Origin of the sequence: Lysobacter sp. GX 14042 (genome assembly GCF_021390425.1) — a bacterium.
In the GTDB taxonomy this organism is placed as follows: domain Bacteria; phylum Pseudomonadota; class Gammaproteobacteria; order Xanthomonadales; family Xanthomonadaceae; genus Novilysobacter.
Map to the genome: position 1 here is coordinate 25309 of NZ_JAJUWY010000010.1, position 16243 is coordinate 41551.

Genomic DNA, 16243 nt, shown 5'->3' on the forward strand with positions numbered 1-16243 from the left:
CATTTGTGTCCGTGTCTCCATCAGAACAGCTCCACGCTGCCGGCCACCGGGGTGCGGCTGAGGGTGCCCAGGTAGGCGCGCTCCGCGCGCACGATCTCGTCGTCGCCGCGGGTCGGCGGCAGGCGCTTGACCAGGCTGCGCCCGGTCTGCACGAAGAAGCAGACCTTGCGCGCCTGGATGTCGCCCAGGTCCTGGGCCACCACCGGGATTGCCTCGGCGGCGAGGTACTGGAGCACGAAGCGCGCGTTGCGGGTGCCGACCGGATCCAGGTGGAAGCCGCTGAGCACGTTGCCGCCGCCGAACACCTTGGCCTGCAGCCGCTGGCGCCGTGCCCCGCGCTTGAGCAGGTCGTTGACCAGCAGCTCCATCGCGTGCACGCCGTAGCGCGCGCTCGGGTCGCTGTCGCCGCTGCCGGTGCCGCCGGGGAGCAGGAAGTGGTTCATCCCGCCGACACCGACCGCCGGGTCGTACAGGCAGGCCGCCACGCACGAGCCGAGCAGGGTGACCAGCGCCAGCGGCTGGTCGCTGACCCGGTAGTCGGCCGGCATCAGGCGCAGGGCGTGGGTGCCCAGCTCCCGGTCCCAGTAGCTGCCCGGCTCGGTCACCGGGGGTGCTGCGGCGAGGCTCATGCCGGTACCTGCGCTGCGGCGCGGTAGGTGGTCTGGCCGCACGGCACGACCAGGTCGCTGGCGTGGGTGAAGGTCTCCGAATGCCCGGCGTACAGCAGCCCGCCCGGTGCCAGCAGCGGCACCAGGCGGCCCAGCACCGCGTGCTGGGTGGGCTTGTCGAAGTAGATCATCACGTTGCGGCAGAACACCGCCGCGAAGCCGCCGCGCAGGCGGTAATCGCCGGCAAGCAGGTTGAACGGGCGGAACTGCACCAGCGCCTGCAGTTCCGGGCGCACCCGGCACAGGCCGGCGTTGGGGCCGGCGCCTTTCTGGAAGAACGCCCGGCGCCGCTCGGCGGACAGCGCCTCGATCCGTTCCAGTGGATAGCTCGCCGAGGCCGCGGTGCGCAGCACGCTGGTGTCGATGTCGGTGGCCAGGATCCGCACCGGCGGGGCCAGGGTGCCGAAAGCCTCGCAGGCGGTGATGGCGATCGACCATGGCTCCTCGCCGGTCGAGGCCGCGCAGCACCACACGTCCAGGGGGCCGCCGTGGCGGGCGTGCATCGCCTGCAGGTGGCCGGCGAGGTTGTCGAAATGGTGCGCCTCGCGGAAGAACGAGGTCAGGTTGGTGGTCAGCGCGTTGGTGAACGCCTCCCACTCCCCGCCGCCGCGTGGCTCCGGCGGAGCCGACTCCAGCCGGTCCAGGTAATCGCAGAAGCGCCGCAGGCCGAGCGCGCGCACGCGCCGGGCCAGCCGGCTGTAGACCATGTCGCGCTTGTGCGGGTTGAGGTGGATGCCCGCCCGGGCGTGGATCAGCCGGGCGACGCGGCGGAAGTCGCGCTCGTCGAACTCGAACTCGCGCGTGTCCTGCACCGCCAGTGGGCGGGGGAGGGCGGGAACCTCAGTCATTGGCGGCGGTCCGCCCCCGGTCGCGCGGCCGATGCGCGTGGCGCAGCCAGGCGGAAGGCCGCGACCGAATCCACCAGCCGCCCGGACTGGCGCTCCAGTGCGGTGGCCGCCACGCGGGCGTGTTCGACCAGCGCGGCGTTGTGCTGGGTGCCCTCGTCCATCTGCGAGATCGCCTGGTTGACCTGGCCGATGCCGGTGGACTGCTCCTGCGCGGCGGCGCTGATCTCGGCGATCAGGCCGGCGACCTGCTGCACCCCGGCGACGATTTCGCCGATCGCGCCACCGGCCTCGCCTACCAGCCGGCTGCCGTTGCCGACGGTGGTGACCGAGGCCTCGATCAGCTCCTTGATCTCGCGCGCGGCGGAAGCCGAGCGCTGGGCGAGGGTGCGCACCTCGGCGGCGACCACGGCGAAGCCGCGGCCCTGCTCGCCGGCCCGCGCCGCCTCGACCGCGGCGTTGAGCGCCAGGATGTTGGTCTGGAAGGCGATGCCGTCGATCACCGCGATGATGTCGACGATCCGGCGCGAGGCGGCGTCGATATCGGCCATGGTCTCGACCACGCGGGAGGTCAGTTCGCCCCCGTTGCCGGCCGCCTGGGCGGTGCCGCGGGCCAGCTCGGTGGCCTGCATCGCGTTGCCGGCGGTCTGGCGCACGGTGGCGGTCAGCGACTCCAGCGAGGCGGCGGTTTCCTGCAGCGCGGCGGCCTGCTTCTCGGTGCGGCGGGACAGGTCGGCATTGCCTCCGGCGATGCGGGCGGCGGCCGCGTCGATCTCGCGGGCGCCTTCCTGGATCCCGGACACGATCGCCGACAGCTGGTCCACGGTCTGGTTGGTGCTGTCCTTCATGCGCCCGAACACGCCCTGCATGTCGGCCTCGATGCGCCGGCTCAGGTCGCCTGCAGCCAGCGCCGCCAGGACCTGCTGCATGCTTTCCAGGCTCTGACTGGTCGCCTGCAGGAGCTGGTCGATGTGGCCGGCGATCACCCGCAGGAAACCGTGCTTGTCGTCGATCCGGATCCGCCGGCTGAAGTCGCCGGCCGCGGCCGCGCGCAGGATCCCGGCGACCTCGTCCTGCATCGCCAGCGCCTCGGTGCGGTCGCGCAGCTCGGTGACCACGCCGATCTGCCTTCCGGCCTCCAGTACCGGGGTCACCGTCAGGTCCAGGCTGCGGCTGCCCAGCTGCAGGCGGTGCGCGGCGGTGTCGTCCAGTGACTGCAGTGCCGCCCGCTCCAGGCCGGTGCCGGCCAGGAGCATAGCCAGGTCACCGCCGACCAGCTGGCGGACGTCGAAGCCGGGCACCGCTACCCGTGCATCGGCGGCGATGCGGGTCAGCAGCCCGTGGGCGGCGTCGTTGGCGTACACCAGCTGCAGGTCGTGGTTGGCCACCAGCACGGCGGCCGGTGCCACGTCCAGCGCACGCTGGATCCGCGCGCTGGCCCGCGCCCGGCGCTGCGAGTCGACCACCTCGAAGCCCAGCCGCACCTGCATCGCCTTCAGGCCCTGCAGCACCCGCCCGATCTCATCGTCCCGCTCGATCTCGATCGGGTCGTCGTAGTGGCCTGCGGCGATCCGGCGGAAATGTCCCGCCGCGCCTTCCAGCCGGCCCACCACGTCGCGCGCCAGCCACCAGGCCGAGTACAGCGCACACGCGCCCAGCCCGAGCGCGGCCAGCCACGGCAGCCGCGCATCCACGCCGGTGCCGGCCAGCCACAGCAGGCCCAGCCCGCCGGCACCCGCGCCAAGCGCCGCCAGCAGCAGCCGCTGGCGCAGGGACAGCCGCCACAGCGGATTGAGTTCCTCCAGGCGGTCACGCCGGGTGACCCGGCCCACGCGCAGGCGCAACCCGCCCGCCCGCCCGGCACGGAAGGCGGCATAGGCGCGTTCGGCGTGTGCGATCTCCTTTGCCGTGGCGCGGCGCCGTACCGACATGTAGCCGGTGAGCTGCCCGTCCTCGTGTACCGGGGCGACGTTGCCGCGCACCCAGTAATGGTCGCCGTTCTTCGCCCGGTTCTTGATGATGCCGACCCAGGGCCGGCCCGCCTTCAGCGTCTGCCACAGGTCGGCGAAGACCTCCGGTGGCATGTCCGGGTGGCGCACGAGGTTGTGCGGCTGGCCGAGCAGCTCGGCCTCGCTGAATCCGCTGAGCCGGACGAAGTCGCGGTTGGCCATGCGGATCACGCCGCGGGTGTCCGTGGCCGAGACGAGAAGGTCGGTTTCGTCGAGGTCGATCGACTTGCCGGTGACCGGAAGGTTGCTACGCATGCTGTGCTCCACCCGGCGTGGGGAACCGGGCTCTGCGCGGAGGGACCGCGGCTATACCGGTTAACGGCCGGGCGTGCGGGCTCTGAAGCCGAGGCCCGCAACGCACGGGGGCGCACCGTTGCCGGTGCGCCCCCGTGGACCTGCTGCCGCTGGAACTCAGAATTCCTGCCAGTCCGCGTCGCTGCCGACAGCCTTGCGGTGCAGTACCGGGCGCGCGGGAGGGCGGGGCGGGGCGGCACGGGCCACCGCCGCGGGCGCGGCCGTCGCCGGAAGCGCACCGGCATCGCGCAGGTGCCGTTCGAAGCCGACGGCATCGCCGTTCGCCGCGTCCGCCCGGAAGACCGCCACCGTCTGCACCAGCGTCCCGGCCTGCTGCTCAAGCGCGCGCGCCGCGGCGGAAGCCTGCTCCACCAGTGCCGCGTTCTGCTGGGTGCCCTCGTCCATGTGCACCACCGCCTGGCTGACCTGCTCGATGCCGGCACTCTGCTCGGCGGAGGCGGCGGCAATCTCCGAGATGATCTCGCTGACCTTGCCGACCCGGGCGACGATCTCCTCCATGGTGGTGCCGGCCTGGTTGACCAGTGCGCTGCCGTCCTCGACCTTGGCCACCGAATCGTCGATCAGGCCCTTGATCTCCTTGGCAGCCGCCGCCGAGCGCTGCGCGAGCGAGCGCACCTCACTCGCGACCACCGCGAAGCCGCGGCCCTGCTCGCCGGCGCGCGCCGCCTCCACCGCGGCATTGAGCGCCAGGATGTTGGTCTGGAAGGCGATCCCGTCGATCACCGCGATGATGTCGACGATCCGGCGTGAGGCCTCGTTGATGCCGTCCATGGTGCGGACCACTTCGCCCACCACCTCGCCGCCCTGGCCAGCCACCTCGGCCGCGCCGCGGGCCAGTTCGTTGGCCTGGCGGGCGTTGTCGGCGTTGTGCTGCACGGTGGAGGTCAGCTCCTCCATCGAGGAGGCGGTTTCCTCCAGCGAGGCGGCCTGCTGCTCGGTGCGGCGCGACAGGTCGCTGTTGCCGGCGGCGATCTCGCCGGCCGCGGCATTGATCGCGTCGCTGCCCTGGCGGATCTGGCCGACGATCTGTGCCAGCTTGTCGACCGTGCGATTGGCATCGGCGGCCAGGCGGCCGAACTGGCCGGGGAGGGCTTCGTCGGCGCGCTGCTGCAGGTCGCCGGCGGCGACTGCGGTCATCACGCTGCCCACCTCGTCCAGGCCACGGTGGGCGCTGGCCATCAGTTCGTTGAGGCTGGCGACCATGTCGCGGTAGGTGAACTCGAAACGCGAGGCGTCCCCACGGCGGCTGAAGTCGCCGGCGGTCGCCGCCGTGACCAGCTCGCCGATGGCATCGTTGGCAGCCTGCATGTTGGCCTTGATGGCCGCCACGGAACGGGTGGTGGCGATCTTCTTGCCGGGAAGCTCCGGGAAATCACGCGAGAGGTCGCCGCGCGCGTACTCCGCGACGAACTCGGACACGGCAGCCACCGCGGCAATGTGCGATCCGGCCAGTTCATTGACCTGCTCGGCCATGCGTCCGTAGGCGCCGGGGAAACGGTCGGCGGGAATGCGATGGTCGATTTCCCCCGCTTCGTGGCGGGCGGCGATCTCGGCCTGGGCGTCGGCGAAGGACTGGAGCTGCGCCTGCATCTGGCGCATGGACAGCAGCAAGGTCGCCACTTCGTCGCGGCCCTGCGTCAGGATCGTCCCGTCGAGCTTGCCCTGCGCGATATCGCGCGCGACCACGGTGGCCTCGCCAAGCGGGCGCGTCAGGCTGCGGGTGATCAGCCAGGCCAGCAGCGCGCTGGCGAACAGGGCGAAGGCGATGATGCCCAGCATCTGGAGACGGGCGCTTTGATAGCTCTCCAGCGCATGCGCATAGGCTTCTTCGTTCTGGACCGATTGCAGGGCCAGGTTCTCGCGCAGCGCCTGCTGCCAGCGTTCGATCGCCGGCGCGGCCTGGTCCAGCAGCACGGCCTTCGCTTCGTCGTCGAGTTGCTGCATGGCCAGTCGCAGCACTTCGTCGTTGGCCGGCATGGCCTCGTTGCGGGCCTCCAGTATCCGGTCGCGCAGCGCACGGCCCTGGACGTCGGTCGGCATCGCGTCCAGCTCGCTCCAGGCGGCCTCGTAGTCGGCGCGCAGCGAATCCAGGATCTCCCGCCGCCCGCGGGCATAGGTCGCGTCATCCATCAACGCGATGTCGCGTACCAACACGGCGACCGCGGCGGTACGGTCGAACATGATCTCGATCTTGCTTGTCTTGATGTTGTTGTCGAGGGAGATCTCGTCCAGGTCGGCCTTCATGCCCGCCAGCTTGGCCAGCGCAACCGCCCCCAGGGCGATCAGGAACACAAGCAAAAGACCAAACGCAGCGCCCAGGCGGGTGCCGACTCGATAGTTGTGGATGAAACCGGTCACAGGAAGCTCCAGAAGGAAATCGCGCGCAGCGGCTTGCACTCCAGGCCGGAGCGGCATCGTTCGCTGCATTCCCGTTAACGGCGGCTCCGCGGCCAACTTCGGGACCGGCGGTTGGCTTTCCTGAACTGTTGTGCCCTGGCTAGACCTGGGTCAGGACGAACAAAAAAAGGCGCGCCGTTTCCGGCGCGCCCCTGGTTTTCCGCAGGATCGCGGCCTAGAACTCCTGCCACTCCTGGTCGTTGCTGGCGACCGCCTTCGGGCGCGGCAGCGGGCGGCGGGGAGCCGGCTGGCTTTCCGTGCGCGGGGCAGGCGGCGCCTCCGTGGAGTGCCCGGCGGTCGCCTGTGCACCGATCCGCTCGAGCTCGGCATTGAACGCGTCGGCGAGGCGGAACGCCGCGACGGTTTCCACCAGCACCGAGGACTGCTGCTCCAGCGAGCGGGCGGCGGCGGAGGCCTGCTCCACCAGCGCGGCGTTCTGCTGGGTGCCCTCGTCCATGTGGGTGATGGCCTGGCTGACCTGCTCGATGCCGCTGCTCTGCTCGGCGGAGGCGGCGCTGATTTCGGCGATAATCTCGGCGACCCGGTTCACGCTGGCGACGATCTCGCCCATGGTGGTGCCGGCGCGGTTGACCAGGGTGCTGCCGTCGTCGACCTTGGCGACCGAGTCGTCGATCAGCACCTTGATCTCCTTGGCGGCGGCGGCCGAGCGCTGCGCCAGCGAGCGTACCTCGGAGGCGACCACCGCGAAGCCGCGGCCCTGTTCGCCGGCTCGCGCCGCCTCGACCGCGGCGTTGAGCGCCAGGATGTTGGTCTGGAAGGCGATGCCGTCGATCACCCCGATGATGTCGACGATCTTGCGCGAGGCCTCGTTGATGCCGCTCATGGTCTGCACCACCTGGCCGACCACCTCGCCGCCCTGGGTGGCGACATCGGCCGCGCCGCGCGCCAGCTGGTTGGCCTGGCGGGCGTTGTCGGCGTTGTGCTGCACGGTGGAGGTCAGCTCCTCCATCGAGGAGGCGGTTTCCTCCAGCGAAGCGGCCTGCTGCTCGGTGCGGCGCGAGAGGTCGTTGTTGCCCGAGGAGATCTCCCCGGCGGCGGCGCTGATCGAATCGCTGCCCTTGCGGATCCGGCCGACGATGTCGGCCAGGCGCTCGACGGTGTGGTTGGCATCGCCGACCAGCTTGCCGAAGCGGCCCGGCAGGCCGGCCTCGGCACGGCGGGTGAGGTCGCCCTCGGCCATCGCCGCCAGCAGCACGCCGACCTCGTCCAGGCCGCGGTCGGCGCTGGCCATCAGCTCGTTGAGTCCTTCGATCATCTCCCTGTAGATGAACTCGAAGCGCCCGGCGTCGCCGCGCTGGCTGAAGTCGCCGGCCACGGCGGCTTCCACCAGCATGCGGATCTCGGCGGTGACGGCCTGGTTGCCGGCCTTGACCGCGTCCACCGCAGCGGTGACCTCGGCCTTGGTGCCGGGCAGGCGGGCGATGTCGCGGGACAGGTCGCCGCGGGCGTAGTCGCCGACGATCTCGATGGTCTGGCGGGTCAGGTCGATGTGCGACTCGACCAGGGTGTTGATCTCCTCGGCCATCGTCCCGTAGGCGCCGGGGAAGGAAGCGGTGTCCAGGCGCTCGTGGATGTCGCCGGCCTCGTGCGCGTCGTAGACCTTGCGCTGGGCGGCGGCGAAGGAGCGCAGGGCGATGACCGCGCGCTGCAGCCCGCGGGCGATGTCGCGCAGCTCGTCCTGGCTGCCGGTGCGCACCTCGTCGGGGAACTCGCCGGCGGCGATCGACTCGGCGGCGGTCTGGATGGTGTGCAGCGAGGCACGGGTGCTGCGGGTGAAACCCAGGAACAGATAACCGGCGACCAGCAGCACCAGGATCACAACCAGCCAGGTGATGTTGGCGGTGGTCTTCAGCGAGGACAGCTGCGCGGCGGCGGCGGCGTCCAGCGCATGCAGGCTGCCCATCATCGCCGCGCTCATCGCCAGGTGGGTGGCGTGCTCGCGGGCGGCCAGGGTTTCCACCGGCAGCTCGGGCATGTCGGCCTCGAGGATGTGGGTGGTGATCGCGTCGTTCTGCTTGCCCATCGCCTCCAGCGCGGTGCGCACCGGCTTGCCGCCGGTGGCGCCCAGCACCGGCATCCGCTGCTCGGCGTTGGCCAGCTCGAGCTCGATGCGCGAGCGCAGGAAATCCTGCATCGTGCGCGAGATCGCCAGGCCGGTGCGGTCCTCGACCCAGATCGCGCCTTCGCCCAGCACCCGCAGGCCGACCACGCCCTGCTGGGCGGTGTACTCGGCCAGGGTCGGCAGCCAGTCACTCGCCGCGCGCCCCATGTACAGCACCGTCGGCTCCTGCGAGTGCGACAGGCCGGTGCGTTCGGCGACCAGGTTCATCAAGCCGCTGACCTGCTCGATCGCCTCGTCGGTGGCCGAACTGGAACTGTCGGCCGCGGCCGTGGCCCAGGCCGCGCCGGCGTCCTTGAAGGCGCTTGCCAGGCTTGCATCGCCGATGCGTCCGGCGGCCCAGCGGGCGGCGGCCTCGAGCTGGCGGCTGGCATTGGCAGCCTCGGCGGCAAGCTCGTCGGCCGGCACGTTGCTGCCGGCGGCGAGGCGGACCTGCTTCTGCCGGTGGGCCTGCATGGACAGCATCGACTGCTGCAGGTGCGACAGGCCCTGCACGGCGCTGCGCTGGCGCTCGACCGCCTGGATCTCGGTGTTGGAACGGACCACCAGGATGCCGGCCAGGACGCCGCAGGTGAGCATGAAGGCGGCGCCGATCACCAGCGCCTTGTGGCCGAAGCGCAGGCTGGCCATCAGCCGCGTGGCGGGTGCCAGCAGCCGGTCGGCGAGGGAGGAGGAGGAACGTGCGGACATCGTGGCCTCGGATCAGGGTGGGTCCCCCGCGGCATCGGCCGGAGCGCCGCGATCTTTAATCGTCGATGAATCCGGGCGTGACCGGGTTCACAGCTTCCAGCCGCGGGTTAAAGAACGCCGGCTGCCGGCCGATTCCGGAAACAGGCGGCCTGTCCGCCCCGTTTCCCGCATCCCGGCACCACCGGTCGAACCCAGGAGTCCTCCCCATGTCCCGCGTCCTCGTTCCCGCCCTGCTTGCCCTGGCGATGGCCTTCCCGGCACACGCCAGCCTGACCCCGACCAAGCGCGTCGAGCCGCAGTACCCCGCCGACGCCGCCCGCGCCGGCACCGAAGGCTTCGTCGAAGTCGAGTTCAGCGTCTCCGCCGACGGCAAGGTCGAGAGCGTCTCGGTGGTCAACGCCAAGCCCTCGCGCGTGTTCGAGTCCGCCGCGGTGCGCGCGGTCAAGCAGTGGGAGTTCGCCCCCGGCGGCGGTCGCGGGAAGGTGCGGCTGGACTTTACACTTTAGGATCCCGCTGAATTGCGACGCAAAACGCGCCCTTTGGGGCGCGTTTTTTTGTTTGGAGTTTGCGGCCATCGGCCCGGGGGCGGGCTTGTGGCGGGGATGAGGAACGAGTGGAGAGGAACGAGGAACGAGTGAAAGCGGGGAGTGAGTGAAGAGGAGTGAGGAGTGAGTAGAAGCGGACGGTGCCTCTGCTCTTGCCTTTACTCGTTCCTCACTCCTCTTCACTCGTTTCTCATCCCCGGCTCTCAGGCAGCCGCCGTCACCGCCGCCGCCACCAGCCCCATCTCGCTGCTGGTCATCAGCCGCTCGATGTCCAGCAGGATCAGCATCCGCTCGTCCAGCGTGCCGATGCCGGTGAGGAACTGGCGGTCGATGGTGGCGCCGATTTCCGGCACCGCGCGCATCTGCTCGGCGCTCAGGCGGACCACGTCGGACACGCTGTCGACCACCATGCCCACCACCCGGTCGCCGACGTTGAGCACGATCATCACCGTCACCGCGGTGTAGTCGGCCCGGGGCAGGCGGAACTTCAGGCGCATGTCGACCACCGGCACGATGGTGCCGCGCAGGTTGATCACGCCCTTGATGTAGTCGGGGGCGTCGGGCAGGCGGGTGACCGAGTCGTAGCCGCGGATCTCCTGCACCTTGAGGATGTCGACGCCGTACTCCTCCTCGCCTAGGGCGAAGGTGAGGAACTCGGCGCTGCCGGCGGCCTCGGTGCCGGTGGCGGTATCGGTAGTGGAAATGCTCATGGGATCGGACCTCGGGGAGTCAGGGGCTCAGGCCGCGGCGGGCAGTGTCAGGGTGCTGCCGAGGCTGCCGGCATCGACGATCAGCGCGACCCGGCCATCGCCGAGGATGGTCGCGCCGGACACGCCGGGGATGCGGCGGTAGTTGGTTTCAAGGTTCTTGACCACGACCTGCTGCTGGCCGAGCAGGTCGTCGACCTCCAGTGCCATGCGGCGGCCGTCGGCCTCGACCACGACGGCGATCGGGTTGCCGCTGGTGGTGCCGGCCGAAGGCAGGCGGAACTGCTCGCGCAGGTTGACCAGCGGCACGTAGTCATCGCGCATCCGCAGCACCCGGGTGTCGCCGGCGATGGTGCGGATCTGCCCGGCCTCGGGCTGCAGCGACTCGATGACCATGTTCAGTGGGACGATGAAGACCTCCTCGCCCACCGCCACGCTCATGCCGTCGAGGATCGCCAGGGTCAGCGGCAGCCGCACCACCACGGTGCTGCCCGCGCCGCGGGTGCTGCGCACCTCGACCGCGCCGCCCAGGGCGAGGATGTTGCTCTTGACCACGTCCATGCCGACCCCGCGGCCGGAGACGTCGGTCAGCGCGTCGGCGGTGGAGAAGCCGGGCTGGAACACCAGGTCCCAGACCTGCGCGTCGGTGGGGTTGTCGGGCACCTGCAAACCGCGCTCGGCGGCCTTGGCGAGGATCCGGTCACGGTCCATGCCGCGGCCGTCATCGCCCACCTCGATCACGATGTGCCCGCCCTGGTGGGTGGCGTTGAGGGTGACCGTGCCGGTCTCGTCCTTGCCGGCCGCGCGGCGCTCGGCCGGGGGCTCCAGGCCGTGGTCGATGGCGTTGCGCACCAGGTGCACCAGCGGGTCGACGATCTTCTCGATCACGCCCTTGTCCAGCTCGGTGGCCTCGCCGCTGGTGCGCAGGCGCACCTTCTTGTCCAGCCGCGCGGCCAGGTCGCGGACCATCCGCGGGAAGCGGCTGAAGGCGAACTCGACCGGCAGCATGCGCACGCTCATCACCGCTTCCTGCAGGTCGCGGGTGTTGCGCTCCAGCTGGGCCAGCCCCGACAGCAGCGACTCGTGCGCCACCGGGTCCAGGTCCTCGGCGCGCTGGGTCAGCATCGCCTGGGTGATGACCAGTTCGCCGACCAGGTTGATCAGCGAGTCGACCTTGGACACGGCCACCCGGATCGAGCTGTCCTGCTCGCTCTGGCGGGCGGAGTCGGCAGCGGCTGCGGCGGCAGGCATGGCCTCGTCGGCCGAGGCCGACACCGGTGTGGGCGTGGCGGCCGGCGCGCCCACCGCCTCGACCTGCAGCGCGCACTGGTCCTCGACCCAGGCGAAGGCGTCCTCGATCGCCGCGCGCGGCACCGAACCGGGCAGCATCAGATCCCAGGCCAGGTGCGCCTCGAAGGGGTCGAGTTCGCTGAACGGCGGTAGCCGCGCGTCATCGACGTTCGCGTCCAGTGCGCCGTGCTCGGCCAGGTCGCGGAAGATCCGCAGCGGGTCGTTGCCGCTCATGAACAGCGACGGCTCCGGGGCAAAAGCAATGCGCCAGCTCTCCGGGGCCGCGTCCGCTGCGGTGTTGCCGCCGGCACCGGCCACCGCGGCGGGCGTGCCGTCCAGCAGGGCCTGCAGGCTGGCCTGCACGTGCGACAGCGCCGCGCCGTCGATGTCGCCGCCATGCTCGGCCACCTGCAGCAGGCTGCCCAGCACGTCGACCGCCTCCAGCAGCGCGTCGACCGCGGGGGCATCCAGCTGGCGGGTGCCGGCGCGGGCCTCGTCGAGCAGGGTCTCCAGCAGGTGGGTCAGGTCGGTGACCGCACGGAAGCCGAAGGTCGCCGCGCCGCCCTTGATCGAGTGGGCGGCACGGAAGACCACGTTGATCGTGTCCAGGTCCGGCTCGGCCGATTCCAGGCGCAGCAGGCCGGCCTCCATGGCCTGCAGGCCTTCGCGGCTTTCCTCGAAGAACGCGGCGTGGAAGCGGCTGATGTCCATCGTCGTCGGGCCCTCAGCCCAGCACCTTGCCCACGGTCGCGACCAGCTGCGCCGGCTCGAACGGCTTGACCAGCCAGCCGGTGGCGCCGGCGGCGCGGCCTTCCTGCTTCTTGTCGCTGCCCGACTCGGTGGTCAGCATCAGCAGCGGGGTGAACTTGTAGTCGGGCAGCTGGCGCAGCTGGCGGATCAGCTCGATACCGTCCATGCGCGGCATGTTGACGTCGGTGACCACCGCGTCGAACTTCTGGCCCCTGGCCTTGTCCAGCGCCGCCTGGCCGTCCTCGGCCTCGTGCACGGCGTAGCCGGCCGAGGACAGGGCGAAGGCGACCATCTGCCGCATGGAGGTGGAATCGTCGACGATCAACAGCTGTGCGCTCACGCGTTTTCTCCGGTATTGCTGGCGTGCATCTGTGGGGTCCGGGGGCAGCCCAGGCTGGCGTCCAGCGCCAGCAGGCGGACGGCCTCGTCCAGGGCGGGCGAGGCCTGGGCGAGAAAGGTGCTGCGGCCGGCGTCGGCGCGCTCGCGCACGAAGGCGTGCAGCAGCTGCAGCCCGGCGGTGTGCACGCGGCGCACCTGCGAGCCGTCCAGCGCGAGCGGGCCATCCTGCGCCAGGTGCGGCGCAAGCGCGGCCTGCAGCTCGGCGACATGCTCGATGCCAAGGTCCGCCTGCAGCTCGATCGGGTGGGGGGTGTCAGCCATGGGTGCGAAGTGTCCTGCGGCCGGGGAGGGCGTCGATCCCGGTAACGGCGGCCGCCGTGCGGACTTGAGCGCCGGTCACTGGAACAGGGCGGTCGCGTCCAGCAGCACGGTCGGGGTGGACATCGAGCGGGCGATGCCCAGTACCGCGCCCGGGGCGGTGGCGGTGAAGGGCTGCTCGATGCCCTCCGCGGCGATGCTGGTGACATCGTCGAGCGCGCTGACCAGCACGCCCAGCAGCTCGTCCCCGTGCTCGAGCACGATGATCCGCGAGTGCTCGTCGGGCTCCACCCGCCCGGTACCCAGCCAGGCCGCGAGGTCGGTGACCGGGACGATGCGGCCGCGCAGGTTCATCACCCCCAGCACGTGCCCGGCGGCACCGCGCATGGCGACCACCGGCGCGACCCGCACCACCTCCTGCACGCGCAGCAGCTGGAAGGCGTAGCTGTCGCGGCCGAGCCGGGCCCGCAACCAGCGGGCGGGGGGTGCCGCGGCGACCGGGGCCGGCTCGCAAGCCGGTGCCGGAACGGAAACAGGAGCGGCAACGTGGGCAGGAGCGTGGACGGGAGCGGGAGCAGGAGCGGGGATGGGCGGTGGAACGGGAACCCGGGCGGCCGCCGGCTCCAGCGCGACCGCCGGCATGGGCGCGGAAAGCCCGGCGTGCGGCTCGTTGGCGGCATCGCGGGCGGTGGTCGCAGCCTGCGCGACCGGGGCCAGCAACTCGTCCAGGTAGGCGTCGACGGCGGCGTGGTTCATGCCGCCTCCTGCTGCCGCGGCAGCACCGCCAGCAGCCAGCGCAGGGCCGATTGATAGGCGTCGGCGCCGCGGCCGGTGGGGACCTCCTCCTCGACCAGCGAAGGCGCGTCGCGCAGCCGGGTGTCCATCGGGATCGACTTGGGCCAGACGATCCCTTCGTAGCGCTCGTGCAACTGGTCGAGCACGCGCACGCCCGAGCGGGTGCGGCGGTCGTAGAGGGTCGGGATGACGTGGCGTGGCAGTGGCCGGCGGCGCGAGCGCTCGACCATCTCCGCGGTGCGCAACATGTCGGCCAGCCCGTGCATCGCCAAGGGGTCGGTCTGGCTGGGCACCACCAGCCGGTCGGCGGCGGCCAGCGCGTTGACCATCAGCAGGCCCAGGGTCGGCGGGCAGTCCAGCAGCACGTAGTCGTAGCGCCCGCGCACCGCGTGCAGCGCCCGCCCGAGCGCCAGGCCCAGGCCGGGCTGGGTGGCGCCGCGGCGCTCCAGGGTGGCCAGCGCCGGCTGCGCGGGGACCATCAGCAGGCCGGTTATCGCGGTGCGCCGCGCCAGGCTGGTCAGGTCCGCGCCGCCCAGCTCGGAGAAGATGTCGTGGGTGCCGGGAGGCGCCGGGTCGGTGGGAATGCCGAAGGCCCGGGTCAGCGAGGCGTGCGGGTCCAGGTCGACCAGCAGCACGCGCTGCTCCATGCCGGCCAGCCCACGGGCCAGCAGCAGGGAAGTGGTGGTCTTGCCGACGCCGCCCTTCTGGTTCGCGATTGCCCAGGTCTGCATGTCAGCCTGCTCCGTCAGTGACCGGCGCCAGCGCCACCAGGGCGCTGCCGGTGGCCGGGTCCAGTGGTTGGGTGGGGGTGCCGGGCGGGATCACGGTGTCCGGCCCCTGCGGCGCGGCCAGGATCACCAGCAGCACCCGGCGGTTGGCGTTGCGGCCTTCCGGCGTGTCGTTGCCGGCGACCGGCTGGTGCTCGCCGTAGCCGACCATGGCCAGTCGCCCGGGTGCCACGCCGGCATCCACCAGCTCATGCACCACGCTGGCCGAGCGCGCCGCCGACAGTTCCCAGTTGGACGGGAAGCGGGCGTTGGCGATCGGCACGTCGTCGGTGTAGCCCTCGACCCGGACCGCATTGGGTTCGTCGCGCAGCACGTTCGCCAGCCGGCGGATGGTCTCCACCGCGACCGGACCGGGCACCGCCACGCCGCTGGCGAACAGGATGTCGCTGTTGATTTCCACCTCGAGGAAATCCGGCCCGCGGCGCACCGTCACCAGCTTCTCGCGCACCAGCTCCGACAGCGCGTCCTGGATGCGCCGGCCGAGCACCTGCAGTTCGTTCCGGCGCCGTCCCGCGGCCTGCAGCTGCGCGGCATGCGCCTCGGCGATCTGCGGCTGGCGGCCGAGCGTCGGCATGTCCAGCACCTGCAGCATGCGCGGGGCGTTGACCGGGGTCGCGGCGGCGGGGCCGGCCTTGGCCGCGGCGGTCTGGATGGAGGGGCGGTCGAAGGCCGAGCCGCGCAGCTGGGTCTGGCCGAGCTGGATCGGGCTGATGGTGCGCGGCGGGCCGCCGAAGGCCGAGGACAGCGAGTCGGCCAGCACCCGGTACTTGCCCTCGTTGACCGAGGAGATCGCGTACATCACCACGAAGAAGGCCAGCAGCAGCGTCATAAGGTCGGCATAGGGGATCGCCCATGCCTCGGCGTTGGTGTGCTCCTCGTGGTGCCTGCGACGGGCCATCTCAGTCCCCGAAGCCGTTGAGCCGGGTCTCGATGTTGCGCGGGTTCTCGCCCTGGGCGATGGCCGCCAGGCCCTCGATGACCATCTCCCGGTCGGTGCCCTGGCGGTTGATGATGCCCTTGAGCTTGGTCGCCGCCGGCAGCAGCGCCAGGTTCGCGCTGCCGATGCCGTAGATGGTGGCGGTGAACGCGGCCGCGATGCCGTGGCCGAGCTTGCTCGGGTCGGCCAGGTTCTTCATCACCGCCATCAGGCCCAGCACCGCGCCGACGATGCCCAGGGTGGGCGCGTAGATGCCGGCGCCCTCGAACACCTTGGCCGCGGCCAGGTCGCGCTGCTGCTGGCCTTCCAGGTCGATCTCCAGCATCTGCCGGATGGTCTCCGGCTCGACGCCGTCGACCACCATCTGCAGGCCCTTGCGCAGGAACGGATCCTCGATCGCCTCGACCTCGGCTTCCAGCCCCAGCAGGCCCTGGCGGCGGGCGGTGCCGCTCCATTCCACGATCCGGGCGATCAGCGCGGCGCGGTCGGTCGCCGGCGGCTGCAGCACCCAGCGGCCGATCTTCAATGCGCGGCGGAAGGTCTCCACCGGGGTCTGGATCAGCACCGCGGCGATGGTGCCGAGGATCACGATCACGAACGCGGCCGGCGACCACAGGCCGGACAGCCCCGCGCCCTTGAGCACGCTGCCGCCAACCAGGGCCACCAGGGCCAGTGCGCTGCCGATTGCGGTGAGCTTGTCCATTGCCTTC

General features: G+C 71.3%; 14 protein-coding genes. 1 reads left to right on the top strand and 13 read right to left on the bottom strand.

The annotated features are described in order from the left end of the window. Positions 1–20 precede the first annotated feature (20 nt). The 5 genes from cheD to LY625_RS13450 all read right to left on the bottom strand — a co-directional run bounded on the left by cheD (position 21) and on the right by LY625_RS13450 (position 9064). Positions 21–629 (bottom strand): chemoreceptor glutamine deamidase CheD, encoded by a 609-nt coding sequence (gene cheD / locus LY625_RS11985; protein WP_233740444.1) that lies wholly within the window; start codon positions 627–629, stop codon positions 21–23. Next, positions 626–1516: a CheR family methyltransferase gene (locus LY625_RS11990; protein ID WP_233740445.1), complete on the bottom strand. Its 891-nt coding sequence runs from the start codon at positions 1514–1516 to the stop codon at positions 626–628. Before LY625_RS11990 ends, cheD begins: the two co-directional genes overlap by 4 nt. Then, entirely contained in the window at positions 1513–3777 is a 2265-nt protein-coding gene (locus LY625_RS11995; RefSeq protein WP_233740446.1) for a methyl-accepting chemotaxis protein, read from the bottom strand. The genes LY625_RS11990 and LY625_RS11995 overlap by 4 nt, the downstream gene beginning before the upstream one ends. A gap of 156 nt (positions 3778–3933) precedes the next feature. Next, positions 3934–6195, bottom strand: a complete 2262-nt coding sequence (locus LY625_RS13445) for a methyl-accepting chemotaxis protein (protein ID WP_343223491.1) — start codon at positions 6193–6195, stop codon at positions 3934–3936. Between the two features lie 214 nt (positions 6196–6409). After that, entirely contained in the window at positions 6410–9064 is a 2655-nt protein-coding gene (locus tag LY625_RS13450; protein ID WP_305067675.1) for a methyl-accepting chemotaxis protein, read from the bottom strand. A 206-nt stretch (positions 9065–9270) separates the two neighbouring features. On the opposite strand from LY625_RS13450, the gene LY625_RS12015 reads away from it, so the two are divergent. Next, complete coding sequence (locus LY625_RS12015; RefSeq protein WP_233740448.1) at positions 9271–9570, top strand: energy transducer TonB; 300 nt, start codon at positions 9271–9273, stop codon at positions 9568–9570. 242 nt (positions 9571–9812) lie between these two features. Here LY625_RS12015 and LY625_RS12020 read toward each other — a convergent pair whose 3' ends face one another. The 8 genes from LY625_RS12020 to LY625_RS12055 form a co-directional block, all read right to left on the bottom strand. Next, complete coding sequence (locus tag LY625_RS12020) at positions 9813–10319, bottom strand: chemotaxis protein CheW (RefSeq protein WP_233740474.1); 507 nt, start codon at positions 10317–10319, stop codon at positions 9813–9815. A gap of 27 nt (positions 10320–10346) precedes the next feature. Continuing rightward, the gene (locus LY625_RS12025) at positions 10347–12317 is read right to left on the bottom strand and encodes a chemotaxis protein CheW (protein WP_233740482.1); all 1971 of its coding nucleotides are present in this window, start codon (positions 12315–12317) and stop codon (positions 10347–10349) included. 13 nt (positions 12318–12330) lie between these two features. Continuing rightward, positions 12331–12696 carry a response regulator gene (locus LY625_RS12030; RefSeq protein WP_233740484.1) on the bottom strand — a complete coding sequence of 122 codons (366 nt, stop codon included), beginning with the start codon at positions 12694–12696 and terminating at the stop codon, positions 12331–12333. Further along, positions 12693–13016: an STAS domain-containing protein gene (locus LY625_RS12035; RefSeq protein WP_233740486.1), complete on the bottom strand. Its 324-nt coding sequence runs from the start codon at positions 13014–13016 to the stop codon at positions 12693–12695. The genes LY625_RS12030 and LY625_RS12035 overlap by 4 nt, the downstream gene beginning before the upstream one ends. A gap of 75 nt (positions 13017–13091) precedes the next feature. Then, the gene (locus LY625_RS12040; RefSeq protein WP_233740490.1) at positions 13092–13769 is read right to left on the bottom strand and encodes a chemotaxis protein CheW; all 678 of its coding nucleotides are present in this window, start codon (positions 13767–13769) and stop codon (positions 13092–13094) included. Continuing rightward, positions 13766–14539, bottom strand: coding sequence for a ParA family protein (locus tag LY625_RS12045; RefSeq protein WP_233740491.1), 774 nt, complete (start codon positions 14537–14539; stop codon positions 13766–13768). The genes LY625_RS12040 and LY625_RS12045 overlap by 4 nt, the downstream gene beginning before the upstream one ends. 1 nt (position 14540) lies before the next feature. Next, positions 14541–15494: a flagellar motor protein MotD gene (motD, locus tag LY625_RS12050; RefSeq protein WP_233740496.1), complete on the bottom strand. Its 954-nt coding sequence runs from the start codon at positions 15492–15494 to the stop codon at positions 14541–14543. 1 nt (position 15495) lies between these two features. After that, entirely contained in the window at positions 15496–16236 is a 741-nt protein-coding gene (locus LY625_RS12055; protein ID WP_233740503.1) for a flagellar motor protein, read from the bottom strand. Positions 16237–16243 lie beyond the last annotated feature (7 nt).